15 protein-coding genes are annotated in these 14,048 nt (G+C 72.4%); 11 read left to right on the plus strand and 4 right to left on the minus strand.

Annotated features, from left to right (window positions below):
* Nucleotides 1-11 precede the first annotated feature (11 nt).
* Genes ACLQ3B_RS01645 through ACLQ3B_RS01655 form a run of 3 tightly spaced genes read left to right on the plus strand, consistent with a single transcriptional unit; the run spans nucleotide 12 to nucleotide 2,357 of the window.
* Nucleotides 12-344 carry a PadR family transcriptional regulator gene (locus ACLQ3B_RS01645; protein WP_425776698.1) on the plus strand — a complete coding sequence of 111 codons (333 nt, stop codon included), beginning with the start codon at nucleotides 12-14 and terminating at the stop codon, nucleotides 342-344.
* Complete coding sequence (locus ACLQ3B_RS01650; protein WP_425776700.1) at nucleotides 338-1,369, plus strand: hypothetical protein; 1,032 nt, start codon at nucleotides 338-340, stop codon at nucleotides 1,367-1,369. The genes ACLQ3B_RS01645 and ACLQ3B_RS01650 overlap by 7 nt, the downstream gene beginning before the upstream one ends.
* A gap of 31 nt (nucleotides 1,370-1,400) precedes the next feature.
* Nucleotides 1,401-2,357, plus strand: a complete 957-nt coding sequence (locus ACLQ3B_RS01655; protein WP_425776702.1) for a hypothetical protein — start codon at nucleotides 1,401-1,403, stop codon at nucleotides 2,355-2,357.
* A 3-nt stretch (nucleotides 2,358-2,360) separates the two neighbouring features.
* Here ACLQ3B_RS01655 and ACLQ3B_RS01660 read toward each other — a convergent pair whose 3' ends face one another.
* Nucleotides 2,361-2,858 (minus strand): NUDIX hydrolase, encoded by a 498-nt coding sequence (locus tag ACLQ3B_RS01660; RefSeq protein ID WP_425776704.1) that lies wholly within the window; start codon nucleotides 2,856-2,858, stop codon nucleotides 2,361-2,363.
* A 174-nt stretch (nucleotides 2,859-3,032) separates the two neighbouring features.
* On the opposite strand from ACLQ3B_RS01660, the gene ACLQ3B_RS01665 reads away from it, so the two are divergent.
* The 4 genes from ACLQ3B_RS01665 to npdG all read left to right on the plus strand — a co-directional run bounded on the left by ACLQ3B_RS01665 (nucleotide 3,033) and on the right by npdG (nucleotide 6,463).
* Nucleotides 3,033-3,236 carry a hypothetical protein gene (locus tag ACLQ3B_RS01665; RefSeq protein WP_130403226.1) on the plus strand — a complete coding sequence of 68 codons (204 nt, stop codon included), beginning with the start codon at nucleotides 3,033-3,035 and terminating at the stop codon, nucleotides 3,234-3,236.
* Nucleotides 3,237-3,319: 83 nt separating this feature from the next.
* Nucleotides 3,320-4,153: a histone gene (locus ACLQ3B_RS01670; RefSeq protein ID WP_425776706.1), complete on the plus strand. Its 834-nt coding sequence runs from the start codon at nucleotides 3,320-3,322 to the stop codon at nucleotides 4,151-4,153.
* Between the two features lie 80 nt (nucleotides 4,154-4,233).
* Nucleotides 4,234-5,664, plus strand: coding sequence for an RNB domain-containing ribonuclease (locus ACLQ3B_RS01675; protein WP_425776708.1), 1,431 nt, complete (start codon nucleotides 4,234-4,236; stop codon nucleotides 5,662-5,664).
* Between the two features lie 100 nt (nucleotides 5,665-5,764).
* Nucleotides 5,765-6,463 (plus strand): NADPH-dependent F420 reductase, encoded by a 699-nt coding sequence (gene npdG / locus ACLQ3B_RS01680; RefSeq protein ID WP_425776710.1) that lies wholly within the window; start codon nucleotides 5,765-5,767, stop codon nucleotides 6,461-6,463.
* A 109-nt stretch (nucleotides 6,464-6,572) separates the two neighbouring features.
* Here npdG and panB read toward each other — a convergent pair whose 3' ends face one another.
* Both panB and ACLQ3B_RS01690 read right to left on the minus strand, forming a co-directional pair.
* Nucleotides 6,573-7,418, minus strand: coding sequence for a 3-methyl-2-oxobutanoate hydroxymethyltransferase (panB, locus tag ACLQ3B_RS01685; RefSeq protein ID WP_425776711.1), 846 nt, complete (start codon nucleotides 7,416-7,418; stop codon nucleotides 6,573-6,575).
* A 217-nt stretch (nucleotides 7,419-7,635) separates the two neighbouring features.
* Nucleotides 7,636-9,393 (minus strand): NAD+ synthase, encoded by a 1,758-nt coding sequence (locus ACLQ3B_RS01690; RefSeq protein ID WP_425776713.1) that lies wholly within the window; start codon nucleotides 9,391-9,393, stop codon nucleotides 7,636-7,638.
* A gap of 214 nt (nucleotides 9,394-9,607) precedes the next feature.
* Here ACLQ3B_RS01690 and glnA point away from each other — a divergent pair, with 214 nt between their 5' ends.
* The 4 genes from glnA to ACLQ3B_RS01710 all read left to right on the plus strand — a co-directional run bounded on the left by glnA (nucleotide 9,608) and on the right by ACLQ3B_RS01710 (nucleotide 12,880).
* Nucleotides 9,608-10,957 (plus strand): type I glutamate--ammonia ligase, encoded by a 1,350-nt coding sequence (glnA, locus tag ACLQ3B_RS01695; protein WP_091409557.1) that lies wholly within the window; start codon nucleotides 9,608-9,610, stop codon nucleotides 10,955-10,957.
* A 132-nt stretch (nucleotides 10,958-11,089) separates the two neighbouring features.
* Nucleotides 11,090-11,515, plus strand: coding sequence for a DUF350 domain-containing protein (locus ACLQ3B_RS01700; RefSeq protein WP_124818273.1), 426 nt, complete (start codon nucleotides 11,090-11,092; stop codon nucleotides 11,513-11,515).
* A gap of 141 nt (nucleotides 11,516-11,656) precedes the next feature.
* Nucleotides 11,657-12,349 (plus strand): helix-turn-helix transcriptional regulator, encoded by a 693-nt coding sequence (locus tag ACLQ3B_RS01705; protein WP_425776716.1) that lies wholly within the window; start codon nucleotides 11,657-11,659, stop codon nucleotides 12,347-12,349.
* 147 nt (nucleotides 12,350-12,496) lie between these two features.
* Nucleotides 12,497-12,880: a VOC family protein gene (locus ACLQ3B_RS01710; RefSeq protein ID WP_425776718.1), complete on the plus strand. Its 384-nt coding sequence runs from the start codon at nucleotides 12,497-12,499 to the stop codon at nucleotides 12,878-12,880.
* Between the two features lie 527 nt (nucleotides 12,881-13,407).
* Here ACLQ3B_RS01710 and ACLQ3B_RS01715 read toward each other — a convergent pair.
* Complete coding sequence (locus tag ACLQ3B_RS01715) at nucleotides 13,408-13,884, minus strand: hypothetical protein (protein WP_425777999.1); 477 nt, start codon at nucleotides 13,882-13,884, stop codon at nucleotides 13,408-13,410.
* Nucleotides 13,885-14,048: the final 164 nt, after the last annotated feature.

The raw sequence follows: 14,048 nt of genomic DNA on the forward strand, positions 1-14,048 counted from the left end.
ACAGTGGCCGGATGCGGATGACGATTCCGGTCGCGAAGGTGCTCGCGGCGCTGCTCACCGAGCCCGACGAGCAGCGCTACGGGCTCGACCTGATGCGGCTGACCGGCCTGCCCAGCGGCACCCTCTACCCGGTGCTGCACCGGTTGCAGGGGGCCGGCTGGCTGGCCGCCGACTGGGAGGCGATCGACCCCGTCGCGGCCGGCCGGCCGGCCCGCCGCTACTACCGACTCACCGCCGAGGGCGTGACGCAGGCCCGCCAGGCGCTCGCCGACCTGCGGGCCGCGATCCCCGACGGCCGTCCATCGTGGGGCGGCGCCGAGCCCACCGGGGCGCCGGCGTGGTGACCCGCCGGGTCGCCGAGCTGCTGTTGAGGTTGGCCGCGCGCCGCTGGCCAACCGACGTCCGCGACGACCTGCGCCGCGAGTGGGCCGCCGAGCTGCACGTGCTCGCCGAGAGCGGTCGCTGGAGGAAGATGGTGGGCTTCGCGGCGAGCCTGGCCGTCAGCCGCGCCGGCGCCCCACTCGTCGACCGCACACTGATGCGTGGTCGGGCCGGCCGCACCGCCGCAGCGCTACTGCTGTCCCCGCTCGCCTGCGTCGGGATCGTGGCCCTCGGTGTGTTGGCGCTGTTCTCCGTCGACTCGTTGCTGCCGCGGGCGAGTTGGGCGGAGCGGGCGCAGAGGCCGATCTGGGCGGCGATCACCATCGTGCTGGCGGTCGTGCTGGCGGTGTTCGCCGCCCGCTGGGCCCGGCACAACGCACTCGACGGCCCACTGCGTATCGCGCTCGGCGTCGTGCTTCCGGTCGGTGCGGCAGCCATCCTGTTCGTGTACGTCGTCAACGTCGTGTACGTCGTCAACGCCGAGGGCCTGGCCGACGCCGTACCCGGTCTGCTGCTCTGGTTGGCCGGCCTGACCCTCGCGCTCTGGGCCGCGGCGAGTCTCGCCGCCCGGGGTCGCGTCCGCGCCGCCTGGTGGGTGGGCGTCCTCGGCGCACTCGTCGCCGCGGACCTCGCGGTGATCCTCGTCATCGTCGACGCGTACCCCGCCGGATTCGGCGCCGGGCCGACGATCGAGGCACGGGAGCGCGTCGACCCGATCTCCGCGCCGCTGTGGCTCTTCGCCTGCTGGACGGACTGGAACTTCGGCCTGCCCCGGCCGATCGAGTGGGAGATCTTCCTGATCACCAACCGGGTGTTGACAGAGCCCATGCTCTACCTGGCCTGCATGCCGTACGCGCTCGCGTACACCATCCGGGCGGCCCGGCCGGCGCCCGCAGTGCCCGTCGCTCTGGTGCGGACGCCGAGCGCGGGCTGGATCCGCACGTCGAGCGGAAAGCCCTCTCCGGGGCCGCGAGCGGTGAACGGGTGAGTGCGACGCGAGCAACCACCGGAGCGCCGCCATGGTGACCCGCCGGATCGCCGAACTGTTGCTGGAGTTGGCCGCGCGCCGCTGGCCAACCGACGTCCGCGACGACCTGCGCCGCGAATGGGCCGCCGAGCTGCACGTCCTCGCCGAGAGCGGTCGCTGGACGAAGATGGTCGGCTTCGCCGTGAGCCTGGCCGTGAGCCGGGCCGGCGCTCCGCTTCTCGATCGCCGCATGATGCATCGGCGGGCCCGCCGTACCGCCGCTGCCCTGCTCCTGGCACCGCTCGCCTGCGCCGGGATCGTGGTGGTCAGCGCGCTGGCCATGAATCTGGTCTACAACTGGCTGTCGATTCGGGTGAGCTGGTCGACCGCGGCGCAGTTGCCGCTCTGGTCGACGCTGACAGTCGGCTTCGCGGTGCTGTTGGCGAAGTACACAGCACGGTCGGCCCGGCACACCGCACTGCAGGGCCCGCTGCGCATCGCGCTCGGCGTGGTGCTTCCCGTCGGTGTGGCCGTACTCGTGATCATGTTTGTCATCAGCGGCGACGGCTTCGGCCGTTCCGTACCCGGTCTGCTGCTCTGGTTGGCTGGCCTGACGCTCGCCCTCTGGGCTGCGGCGAACCTCGCCGCCAGGGGTCGGGTTGGCCTCGCCTGGTTGGTTGGCCTCGTCGGCGCGCTCGTCGCCGCCGACCTGGCCGTGATTCTCTTCGTGATCCAGACCATTCCGGGGCCTGGCACCGGTCCGGTCGACCCGATGGCGCCGGACAGCGTCGACCGGATCTCCGCGCCGTTGTGGCTCCTCGCCTGCTGGACGGACTGGAACTTCGGCCTGCCCCGCCCCACGTCATGGGAGATCTTCCTGATCACCGACCAGTTGTTGCTGGAGCCGATGTTCTACCTGGCCTGCATGCCGTACGCGCTCGCGTACACCATCCGGGCGGCCCGGTCGGCCCCGACCGCGCCGGTCGCCCTCGCCGCGACCCCGGTGTGAACCTCAGTCGGGTACGTCGTCCCACGTCGTACCCGGCTCCAGGTAACCGGCCAACTGGTTCTCGCGCAGCGCATACGCGATGACCAGCAGGGCGTGCTTGTCCAGCTCGGGCAGCCGGTCCAACGGAAACCACCGCACTGCCAGTGACTCGTCGTCGTTGACCCGGGCGGTGCCGGCCACCAGCCGGCACAGGAACCCCAGGTTCAGGTATTCGCAGTGGTCCCCGTTCGGGTACGTGTGCGGGTGCGAGACGGCGCTGGACATCCGCACCGGGGCGACGTCCAGGCCCGTCTCCTCGCGCACCTCGCGGACCACCGCGGTGGCCGGCTGCTCGCCCCGCTCGACGAAACCGCTGATCACCGACCAGCGCCCGTCGTCGGCGCGCTGGCCGAGCAACAGTTCGCCGGCGTCGTTGCGGACCACCGCGCTGACGCTCGGCAGCCAGAGCAGGTCGTGGCCGACGTGCTTGCGCATCCCCACGATGTAGTCCGGAGTCGCCATCCGGCGATCATAGTTGCGACCCACAGCGGGCTCACCTGCGCATCTTCTGGAGTTCCAGTCCCACGCGTTTCGCCATTTCGGCCCGACGAACGCAATGCATATCTACTGTGGAGATCGTCGGCGACTTGTGCGATCCGGTGGCGGCCGGCCGGTTCGCGGTGCACAGTGATTCCCATGAGCGACAGCGGACGTGGTGGGCAGTTCTACTGGTGCACCCGGCATCACCGGGTCGAGACGGACGCCAACGTGTGTCCGGCGAAGCACGTTCTCGGCCCGTACGACTCGGCGGCCGACGCGGAGAACGCCCTGCAACGAGTGCAGGAGCGGAACGAGGCGTGGGATGCCGAGGACGCTCGTTGGGCCGGGGAGGACAGATAGGCGGCGCGGGACGGCTCGCGCCGAGGTATTTCGTGCTCCGCGAGGACGCACGCGAGAGCACGTCCCCCGAGGAGGGAACCACGATGGCCGAAGCACAGCAGGCCACCAAGCGCCCGGCCGCCCGACGCACCACCGCGAAGAAGACCGCCGCGGCGGAGCGGAACACGGCGGCCAGCCGGACCACCCCCGTGCGCAAGTCCACCACGGGTGCCGCGAAGGCACCGGCCCGCAAGGCCGCCGGCGCGGCGGGCCGCGCCCCGGCCAAGAAGACCACCACGGCGGCCACGAAGGCCCCCGCGAAGAAGGCCACGACCAAGACCACCGCCGCGGCCAAGAAGGCCCCCGCGAAGACCTCGACCGCCACCCGCAAGACGACCGCCACCGCCAAGCGGTCCCCGGCGTCCACGGCGCGCAAGACCACCACCGCCGCGAAGAAGACCACGGGTACGGCAAAGAAGACGGTGAGCGCGGCCAAGAAGACCACCGCCTCGGCGGCGCGGAAGACCACCGCCGCGACCAAGGCTCCCGCGCGGAAGACCACGACCGCGACGAAGGCTCCGGCGCGCAAGACCACCACTGCGGCGAAGGCCCCGGCGCGCAAGGTCGCGACCACGGCGTCCGCCGCCAAGAAGACGGCGGCGAAGAAGACGGCCGCGGCGAAGAAGACCGCGTCGACCCGCCCCAGCGGCGGCGCCCGCAAGGCCCCGGCCAAGAAGGCGCCGGCCGCGAAGGCGACGGGCACCTCGTCGACCACCGCCCGCAAGGCGGCGGCGAAGAAGGCCCCGGCGAAGAAGACAGCCGCGGCCAAGGCGCCGGCCCGCAAGGTGACCGCCCGCAAGTCGCCGGCCCGCCCGGTCGCCGCCCGCGCCACCGCCCCGAGGGGTACGCGCAGCGCCGCCCGGAAGGCGACCGGCTGAGAGCGGGTCACCCCTCGCCGGGCGGATTTCTCGGCCGGTCACCGGAAGCGGATCACCGGTGGCGCTGTCAGGATTGACCCGTGGTCATCCGACGCGTACTCGCGCCCCGCATCGACTTCGGCGCGCTGCGCCGCGAGCTCGGCCTGCCCGAGGAGTTCCCGGCCGACGCCCAACGTGAAGCCGACGAGGCGGCTGCGGCACCGCCGCAGCCGCCCGTCGACCGCACCGACATACCGTTCGTCACGGTCGACCCCGCCACCTCACGGGACCTGGACCAGGCGATGCACCTCGCCCGCCGCGCGGGTGGGGGCTACCGGGTGCGGTACGCAATCGCCGACGTAGCCGCGCACGTCACCCCGGGTGGCGCGTTGGAGGCGGAGACCTGGCGGCGAGGGCAGACCATCTACCTGCCCGACGGGAACGTGCCGCTGCACCCGCGCACCCTCAGCGAGGGGGCCGCCAGCCTGCTGCCCGACGACGACCGGGCCGCGGTGGTCTGGACCATCGACCTGGACGCCGACGGCGCCACCGTGGCCGTCGAGCTGGAACGCGCCCTCGTCCGCAGCCGCGCCAAACTCGACTACACAGGGGTGCAGGCGGCAGCCGAGGCGGGGCGGCTACCCGACCCGATCGCGCTGCTGCCGGAGATCGGCGACCGACTGACCGCGCGTGGGTTGCGGCGCGGTGCCATCAACCTGCCGCTGCCCGAGCAGGATCTGGAGCCCGACGGTGAGGGTTGGCGGCTGGTGCTGAGCGCGCCGATCCCGATGGAGGAGCACAACGCGCAGATCTCCCTGCTGACCGGGATGGCCGCCGCCGACATCATGCTGGCCGGCCGGGTCGGCCTGCTGCGGACGATGCCGGCGCCCAAACCGGAGGCGGTGCAGCGGCTCCGGGCCGCCGCCGCGCCGCTGGGCGTGCACTGGCCGGACGACGTGGGCCCGGGTCAGGTCCTCGCCGGTCTGGACGCCGCCCAGCCGCGCGCCGCCGCGTTCATCGACCAGGCGGCCGAGCTGATGCGTGGGGCCGGGTACACCGCGTTCGACGGAGAGCTGCCGGAGCAGCCGGAACACGGTGGCGTGGCGGCCGCGTACGCCCACGTGACGGCGCCGTTGCGGCGGCTGGCCGACCGGTACGCCACCGAGGTCTGCCTGGCCCTGCACGCCGGCCAGCCGGTGCCCGACTGGGCCCGCGCCGCGCTGCCGCGGCTGCCCGAGGTGATGGCGAGCACCGACCGGGTCGCCTCGGCGGCCGCCCGTGGCGCCGTGGAGCTGGCCGAGGCGGCGGTGCTGGAGCACCGGGTGGGCGAGACCTTCGAGGCGGCCGTCCTCGACGTCGACGCCCCGCCCAACGGCAAGTCCCGGCCCCGACCACCCGGTGGCACCGTCGCGCTGGACGCGCCGCCGGTACGCGCACGCTGCCTCGGCCAACTGCCGCTCGGCGAACGGGTCCAGGTCCGTCTGGTCACCGCCGACCCGGCGGCCCGCACCGTCCTGTTCGAGCTGGCCTGACCGGGCCGACGGCCCCGACCGCGGCTTGGTCTCGCCGGCAGCGGGGATTCTCACAGCGCTCGGCGCTGCTGGCCGACGAGCGGTTTGCGAGGATGAGGCCATGGCATACGACGCGAGCACGCTGCCCGACGTGTCCGGGCTGACGGTCGGCATCATCGGCGGCACCGGCGACCAGGGGCGGGGCCTCGCCTACCGGTTCGCGCGGGCCGGCCAGACGGTGTTGATCGGATCCCGGTCGGCTGAGCGGGCCGCCGAGTCCGCAGCCGAGATCGCCGCCCTGCCCGGGGTGCCGGCCGGTGGCAGCGTCACAGGTGCGGCCAACGACGAGGTGGCCCGACGCAGCGACGTGGTGATCATCGCGGTGCCGTGGGACGGGCACGCCGCCACCGTCGCCGCCCTCGCCGAGCCGCTCGCCGGCCGGATCGTCGTGGACTGCGTCAACCCGCTCGGCTTCGACAAGCAGGGCCCGTACGCGCTGAGCGTCGCCGAGGGCAGCGCCGTGCAGCAGGCTGCCGCGTTGCTGCCCGACTCCCGGGTCTGCGCCGCGTTCAACCACGTCAGCGCTCCGCTGCTCGCCGACCCCGAGGTCGACCGGATCGATCTGGACGTGTTGATCTGCACCGAGGACCGCGAGCTGGTCGACATCGTCGGCGCGCTCGCCGCCCGGATCCCCGGCATGCGGGGCATCTACGCCGGCCGGTTGCGCAACGCCCACCAGATCGAGGCGTTCACCGCCAACCTGATCGCCATCAACAAGCGCTACAAGGCACACGCCGGCATCCGCGTCACCGACCTCTGATCAGCGCCCTACGCGGCGTGATCCACTCGGCTTCCGTGAAGTCGGGGTGTCCGTAGCGCCGGGACACCCCGACTTTCGGAAACGCGAGTGGATCACGCCGTGCTCGGGACTAGAAGGTGTGTTCGGCGGCGGGGAAGTCGCCGCCACGCACCTCGTCGGCGAACCGGCGGGTGGCGTCGGTGAGGGCGCCGGCCAGGTCCGCGTACCGCTTGACGAAACGAGGGGCCTTACCGGTCCGCAGCCCGGCCATGTCCTGCCAGACCAGCACCTGCGCATCGGTGTCCGGGCCAGCGCCGATGCCCACCGTGGGGATCGGCAGTTCGTGGGTGATCCGCTTGGCCACCTCGCCGGGCACCATCTCCAGCACCACCGCGAACGCGCCAGCCTCCGCCACCGCCCGTGCGTCGGCCAGCACCTCCTCGGCGGCGTCACCTCGACCCTGGACGCGGTAGCCGCCCAGGGTGTGCTCGCTCTGCGGCGTGAAACCGATGTGCGCCATCACCGGAATGCCGGCGCCGACGATCGCGGCGATCTGCGCCGCGTTGCGACGGCCACCCTCCAGCTTCACCGCGTGACAGCCACCCTCCTTCATGAACCGGACGGCGGTCCGCAGCGCCTGGGCCGGACCCTCCTCGTACGAGCCGAACGGCAGGTCACCGACGACCAGCGCCTGCCGGGTCGCCCGCACCACGGCCCGGACCAGCGGAAGCAACTCGTCGGCGGTGATCGGCAGGGTCGTCTCGTAGCCGAACACGTTGTTCGCGGCCGAGTCGCCGACCAGCAGCACCGGAACGCCGGCCTGGTCGAAGATCGACGCCGTGTACTGGTCGTACGAGGTCAGCATCGGCCACCGCTCGCCGCGCTCCTTGGCGGCCATCAGGTCGCGGGTGCGGACCCGTCGGGTGGCCGGACCGCCGTACAACGCGGTCACCTCGTGCCCAGTGGACTCCACCATCTCTGTCTCCCTTCCTCGAGGCCGCCTGCGCGGTCCCCGGGTGTTGTCGCGATCGTCGCACCGTGAGACGGGGTGACGGCAGGGCCCAGTGCAAGATGTCACTCCACCAGCGCGGGAACGCCGCCTGAGGCGGTGAGGCCGCCCGCGAGCGCGCCGTGCGGCGCCCGCGCGGCGGCGCCGGGCCGCCCCACCGACCCGGCACCCCCAGGGGTACGCCTCAGCCGTGCTCGCGCCACCGGTTGGTGATCGGCAGCCGGCGGTCCCGACCGAACGCCTTCATGGAGATCTTCGTGCCCGGCGCCGACTGCCGTCGCTTGTACTCGGCGGTATCCACCAGCCGCAGCACCTTGTCCACGATCGCCGGGTCGTGACCCGACTCGACCAGCCCGTCGCGGCCGAGGTCGCCGTCGACGTAACCGATCAGGATCGGGTCCAGGACGTCGTAGTCGGGCAGGCTGTCGCTGTCGAGCTGGCCCGGGCTCAGCTCGGCGCTCGGCGGCTTGCCGATCGAGTTCTCCGGGATCGGGGCGGTCTCACCGCGCCGAGCCGCGTCCCTGTTGCGCCACTTCGCGAGCCGCCAGATCAGCGTCTTCCAGACGTCCTTGACCGGGTTGAAGCCGCCCACCGAGTCGCCGTACAGGGTGGAGTAGCCGACCGCCAGCTCACTCTTGTTGCCGGTGGTCAACACCAGGTGGCCCTCCTGGTTCGACAGCGCCATCAGGATCACACCCCGGACCCGGGCCTGGAGGTTCTCCACCGCCACGCCGGACAGCGACAGGTTGGCCAGGAAACCGTCCACCATCGGCTGGATCGGCTCCACGCGGTAGTCCAGGCCGGTGCGCTTGGCCAGGTCGGCGGCGTCCTCCCGGGAGTGCTCCGAGGAGTGCTGGCTGGGCAGCGACACCCCGACCACCCGGTCCGGCCCGAGCGCGTCGACGGCGAGCGCGGCCACCACCGCCGAGTCGATGCCGCCGGAGAGACCGAGCACCACCGACGGGAACCGGTTCTTGTTGACGTAGTCGCGCAGGCCCAGCACCAGCGCCTGCCACACCTCCGCCTCGTCGGCCACCGGCTCGATCAGCCCGCCGGTGGCGGCCGGGCCGGACGGCGCGGGCGGAATGCCGTCCAGCGTGCTGTGCGCGATCCGCATGCCGTCCGCCACCGTCTCGGCGGTCGGCGGGGTGCCGGCGGCCGGCAGCTCGACGTCGTGCACGAGCAGGTGCTCGACGAACTGCGGTGCCCGGGTGAGCAGCTCACCGTCGGCGCTCACGATCATCGAGTCACCCTCGAAGACCAGCTCGTCCTGGCCGCCGGTCATGTTGACGTACGCGATGGCGGCGCCCGCCTCAGCGGCCCGGCGGCGAACCAGCGGCAGCCGGATGTCGTCCTTGTTCAGCTCGTACGGCGAGCCGTTGATGTTGACGACCAGGCCGACGCCGGCCCTGCGGGCGGCGGCGAACGGACCGCCGGCCTGCCACAGGTCCTCGCAGATGGTCAACGCGACGTCCACACCGCCGATCCGCACCACGGTCAGCGCGTCACCGGAGATGAAGTACCGGTCCTCGTCGAAGACCCCGTAGTTGGGCAGGTGGTGCTTGAAGTAGCGGGCCGCCACGACGCCCCGGTGCAGCAGCGCGGCGGCGTTGCGGGCACCCCGGCCCGGCTCGGCGTCCCCGCTGACCTGCGGCGGCCCGTCGGCGTCCAGGTAGCCGACCACGACCGGCACCTCACCGAGACCGTCGGCGGCCAGGTCAGCGGCCAGCCGCTCCACGGCGGCCCGGGACGCGGCCACGAAGGAACGCCGGAAGACCAGGTCCTCGACCGGGTACCCGGTCAACATCATTTCCGGGAAGAGCACCAGCTGGGCACCGGCATCGGCGGCCTGGCGAGTCCAGCTGCGGACCAGGTCTGCGTTACCGGCGATGTCGCCGACGCTCGGGTTGACCTGGGACAGGGCGAGACGCAGGGTGGGCATGCCTTCATCTTGCCCCAGCCCCCGCGCGACAATCCGTACCCTCGGACGAGATTGCCGCCACCCGCCGCGACGGGGGCCCGCCGGGCGGGACACGAGGGGACGGTCGGCGGCAGTTCGCGTAACGTCTGCGTAACCAGGCCCGGGAACACTGGGCGATCAGGTCGGGTGCAGCCCGGCCAAGGCGGACAAAAGAGTGTCGCGAGGGGTTGGGGAAGTGGACCGTCAGCAGGAGTTCGTCCTCCGCACGCTGGAAGAGCGGGACATCCGGTTCGTCCGGCTGTGGTTCACCGACGTTCTGGGCACGCTCAAGAGCGTTTCGGTGGCACCCGCCGAGCTCGAGGCGGCCTTCGAAGAGGGCATCGGCTTCGACGGCTCGGCGATCGAAGGCTTCGCCCGGGTCTTCGAATCGGACATGGTGGCCATGCCCGACCCGACCACCTTCCAGGTCTTCCCCTTCGAGGGCGGGGTCAGCGGCGAGAGCGCCCGGATGTTCTGCGACATCCTGCTGCCCGACGGCGGCCCGTCCTGGGCCGACCCCCGGCACGTGCTGCGCCGCGCGCTGTCCAAGGCAGCCGAGAAGGGCTTCACCTTCTACACCCACCCCGAGATCGAGTTCTTCCTGCTGGAGAACGGCCCACAGGACGGCTCGGTGCCCACCCCGGTCGACACCGGCGGCTACTTCGAGCACACCACCCACGCCGTGGCCCGGGACTTCCGCCGGCAGGGCGTGCTGGCGCTGGAACGCATCGGCATCTCGGTGGAGTTCAGCCACCACGAGGTCGCACCCGGCCAGCAGGAGATCGACCTGCGCTACGCCGACGCCCTGACCACCGCCGACAACATCATGACCTTCCGGCACGTGGTCAAGGAGGTCGCGCTCTCCACAGGCGTGCAGGCCAGCTTCATGCCGAAGCCGTTCACCGACCAGCCGGGCAGCGGGATGCACACCCACCTGTCGCTGTTCGAGGGCGAACGCAACGCCTTCCACGACAGCGGCGACCCGATGAAGCTGTCCAAGGTGGCGAAGTCGTTCATCGCCGGCCTGCTGGTGCACGCCCGCGAATACACCGCCGTCACCAACCAGTGGGTCAACTCGTACAAGCGGCTCTTCCCGCAGCACCTGCCCGACCGGATCACCGAGAGCCCGGCGTACGTCTGCTGGGGTCACCTCAACCGGTCCGCGCTGGTCCGGGTGCCCGCGTACGGCAAGCCCAACTCGGCGCGCGTCGAGGTCCGCTCCCTGGACTCGGCGGCCAACCCGTACCTCGCCTTCGCGGTCCTGCTCGGCGCCGGCCTCAAGGGCATCGAAGAGGGGTACGAGCTGCCGCCCGGCGCCGAGGACGACGTCTGGTCGCTGACCAGCGCGGAGCGGCGCGCCATGGGCTACGAGGCCCTGCCGGAGAACCTCGCCGAGGCGATCGACGTGATGGCCGGCTCCGAACTGGTCGCCGAGGTGCTCGGCGAGCACGTCTTCGACTTCTTCCTGCGCAACAAGCGGGCCGAGTGGGAACAGTACCGCCGCGAGGTCACCCCGTACGAGCGGCAGCGCTACCTGGCGCTGTAGGAGCGCGGCTGGTGTTGTAGGCGCGGGGCGCTACCTGGCGCTGTGGGCGCGGGGCTGACGCGATTGCGCGCTGCCGCTATCGTCTCGATCACCGCGCCGGTACCCTCCGGGCGGAGAGTCGGGAGGCAGTCGGTGCTGGAGGATCTGCTCAGCGGTGCCTGGCAGAGCGTCGTGTTCGGAATCGTCGGCGTCGGGCTCATGGCCGCCGGCTTCGGGCTCGTCGACCTGCTCACCCCGGGCCGGCTACGAGACCTGATCTGGGTCGAGCGCAACGCCAACGCGGGGTTGCTGCTCGCCGCCAACCAGCTCGGCATCGCCGGGATCGTCTTCACCGCGATCCTGACCAGCTACAGCGACTTCGGCAGGGGCCTCGCCTCCACCGTGGTCTTCGGGCTGGTCGGGTTGGCGATCATGGCGTTGGCCTTCGTGGTGCTGGACCTGCTCACCCCCGGCAAGCTCGGCGAGGTCATCTGCTCACCCGAGCCGCACCCCGCCGCCCGGGTCAGCGCCGCCACCCACTTCGGGGCCGCGCTGATCGTCTGCGCCTGCATCGCCTGAGGCGGTTGCCCGCGTAGGCGTGCCGGCTGGTTGCCTGCGTCGCTGTGCGGGCGGCTGTTTGCGTCGCCGTGCGGGCGGTTGTGCGCGTCGCTGTGTGGGCGGTCGCTGGAGGGCGTCGTACCCCGGTCGTAGCGTGCGGGCATGAACCGGACGGACCGTCTCTACGCGCTGGTCGAGGAGCTGCGGGCGGTGTCGCCACGCCCGCGCAGCGCTCGCTGGCTGGCCGAGCGCTTCGAGGTGAGCAGCCGGACCATCGAACGGGACCTCGGCGCGTTGCAGGAAGCCGGGGTGCCGATCTGGGCCGAGCCCGGGCGCACCGGCGGCTACGTCCTGGACCGCGCCCGCACCCTGCCGCCGGTCAACCTGACCGCCGCCGAGGCCGTCGCGATGGCCGTGGCGCTGCACCGGCTCACCGGCACACCGTTCGCCGGGCCGGCCGCCACCGCGCTGCGCAAACTCGTGGCGGTGCTGCCGGCCGCCGACGCCGCCGAGGCACACCACCTCGCCGGCCGGGTGCACCTGATCGGCGACGGGCCGGCCACGCCCGTCCCGGCCACCGTCGCCGACGCGGTCGCCGCGCGGCGGGTGCTGCGCATCCGGTACGCCGACCGCGCCGGCGCCGGCTCGACCCGGGAGATCGAACCGCTGGGCTACCTGGGCAACGCGCGGCACTGGTATCTGCTCGCCTGGTGCCGGCTGCGCGACGAGTTGCGCTGCTTCCGCACCGACCGGATCAGCGCGGTCCAGGCGCTGCCCGAGGTGGTGGCCCGGGAGCTACGCCTGGCAGATCTCGACATCCCGCACGAACGGGTTCGCCCGCTGAGCCTGGTCTGAACGGGCTCGGCACGGCGGGCCCGCGTGGGTCTCGTCGCCGGAACCCCGCCGGGTGATCCGGAAACACCGACAGGACGTTGTCGCGAACGGCCCCGAGACTGCTCCAGACGACGGCCGAACGGCCGGCACCAATTCTGGAGGCAGTAGATGTCCAGCTCCACCACGCCCATCACCTGGTTCGAGATCGGCACCGACCGACCCGAGGATGCCGAGCGGTTCTACGGAGAGCTGTTCGGCTGGACCTTCGAGGAGCAGGGCTCGACCAACGGCAGGTCCTACCGCGTGACCGGGGCCGGTGGCGACACCGGGATCGGCGGGGCGATCCGGGCCATCGACGGGACGTCACCGAACTACGCGGTGTTCTACGCCGAAGTCGCCGACGTGGCAGAGACCTGCCGACGGGCCGAAGCGGCCGGCGGCCGGGTGCTGGCGCCAGCGCGTACGGCACCGAGCGGTCTCACGTTGGCCCACCTACTCGACCCGGCCGGCAATCACCTGGGCGTGTTCGCGCCCCCGCCCCAACAGAGCTGACCCCCACCGGGGCCGGGCCGATACCCGGCCCCGGCTGGCCCGATCCCTGCTCCTGGTTGGCCTGGCCCGGCGCTGCCTCGTCGATCATGGACTTGTGGTGGGTGACAAGGCCCCCATGCAGTCCCAAATCAGGCACCACAACTCCATGATCGACGGGGTTGGGTCGTAGCCTCTCGCCGATCTTGCACTTGCTGTCGCGGCATAAGGGGCATTGCGCGCAGCTCGGCGACCGGAACTGCAAGATCGGCGCGGGCGGGGGAGCGGTGTCGAGGGCGGCGCCGGGCACGACGGGGCAGAGCGGGGCGTGGACCGGGGGTGTGTCGAGGGTGGCGCCGGCACGACGGGGCGGACCGGGGCCGGCTGAGGTCGGCTCCGGCCGGCCGGGGGTGCTGAGGCGGCTCCGGCCGGCCGGGGGGTGCTGAGGCCGGTCCCGGCCGGCCGGGGGGTGCTGAGGCCGGTCCCGGCCGGCCGGGGGGTGCTGAGGCCGGTCCCGGCCGGCCGGTGCCTGTCGGGGGCGGGCCCGCCGGTTACTTGCCGGGCGTACCTTCGCCGTGGTGGTTGCCCGGTCCGCGGTGGCCGCCCGGGCCGGGGAAGACGCCGGCCTCGACGGCCTTCGTGATGGCGTCGGCCTGCTCCTGGGTGAGCTTGCCGTCCTTGACCGCCTGGTCCAGGCGCTGCTTGAGCGCGGCCTGCCGGTCCTCGGCGGACGGGCGCTGTGGGCGGTCGGTCGGCCGGTGCTGCTCGCGGATCTTCTCCAGTGCGGCGGTCACCTTGTCGGTGGGCACGCCCAGTTCCTTGGCGAGCGCCTCGGCGAACTCGCCCTGCCGGTCGGCCTTCGCGCCGGGAGCCGTGCCCGGAGCCGCGTCGGGGGCGGCGCTGGCGCTCGGTGCCGGGGTGGGAGTGTCGGCGGCGAACGCGATCGTCGGGGCCGCGATCCCGACGCCGAGGACGCCGGCGGTGGCCAGGCCGGCCAGCAGGTGTTTCCTACTGATGGTGCGGGACATGCTGTCCTCCAGAGGTTCGGTCATCCTGCGCTGTCGTGACCGACAGTGACCGGGCAGTCTGGGTGGAAGCCGTGGCGACCCTGTCAGCGAGCTGACAATCCTGACCGGCGGTGGGGCGAAATCGGTTGTGTGGTCGCTGGCTGAGTGGTCAGGTGGACGATCGG

Origin of the sequence: Micromonospora sp. DT53, from assembly GCF_049841535.1 — a bacterium.
Classification (GTDB): Bacteria; Actinomycetota; Actinomycetes; order Mycobacteriales; family Micromonosporaceae; genus Micromonospora.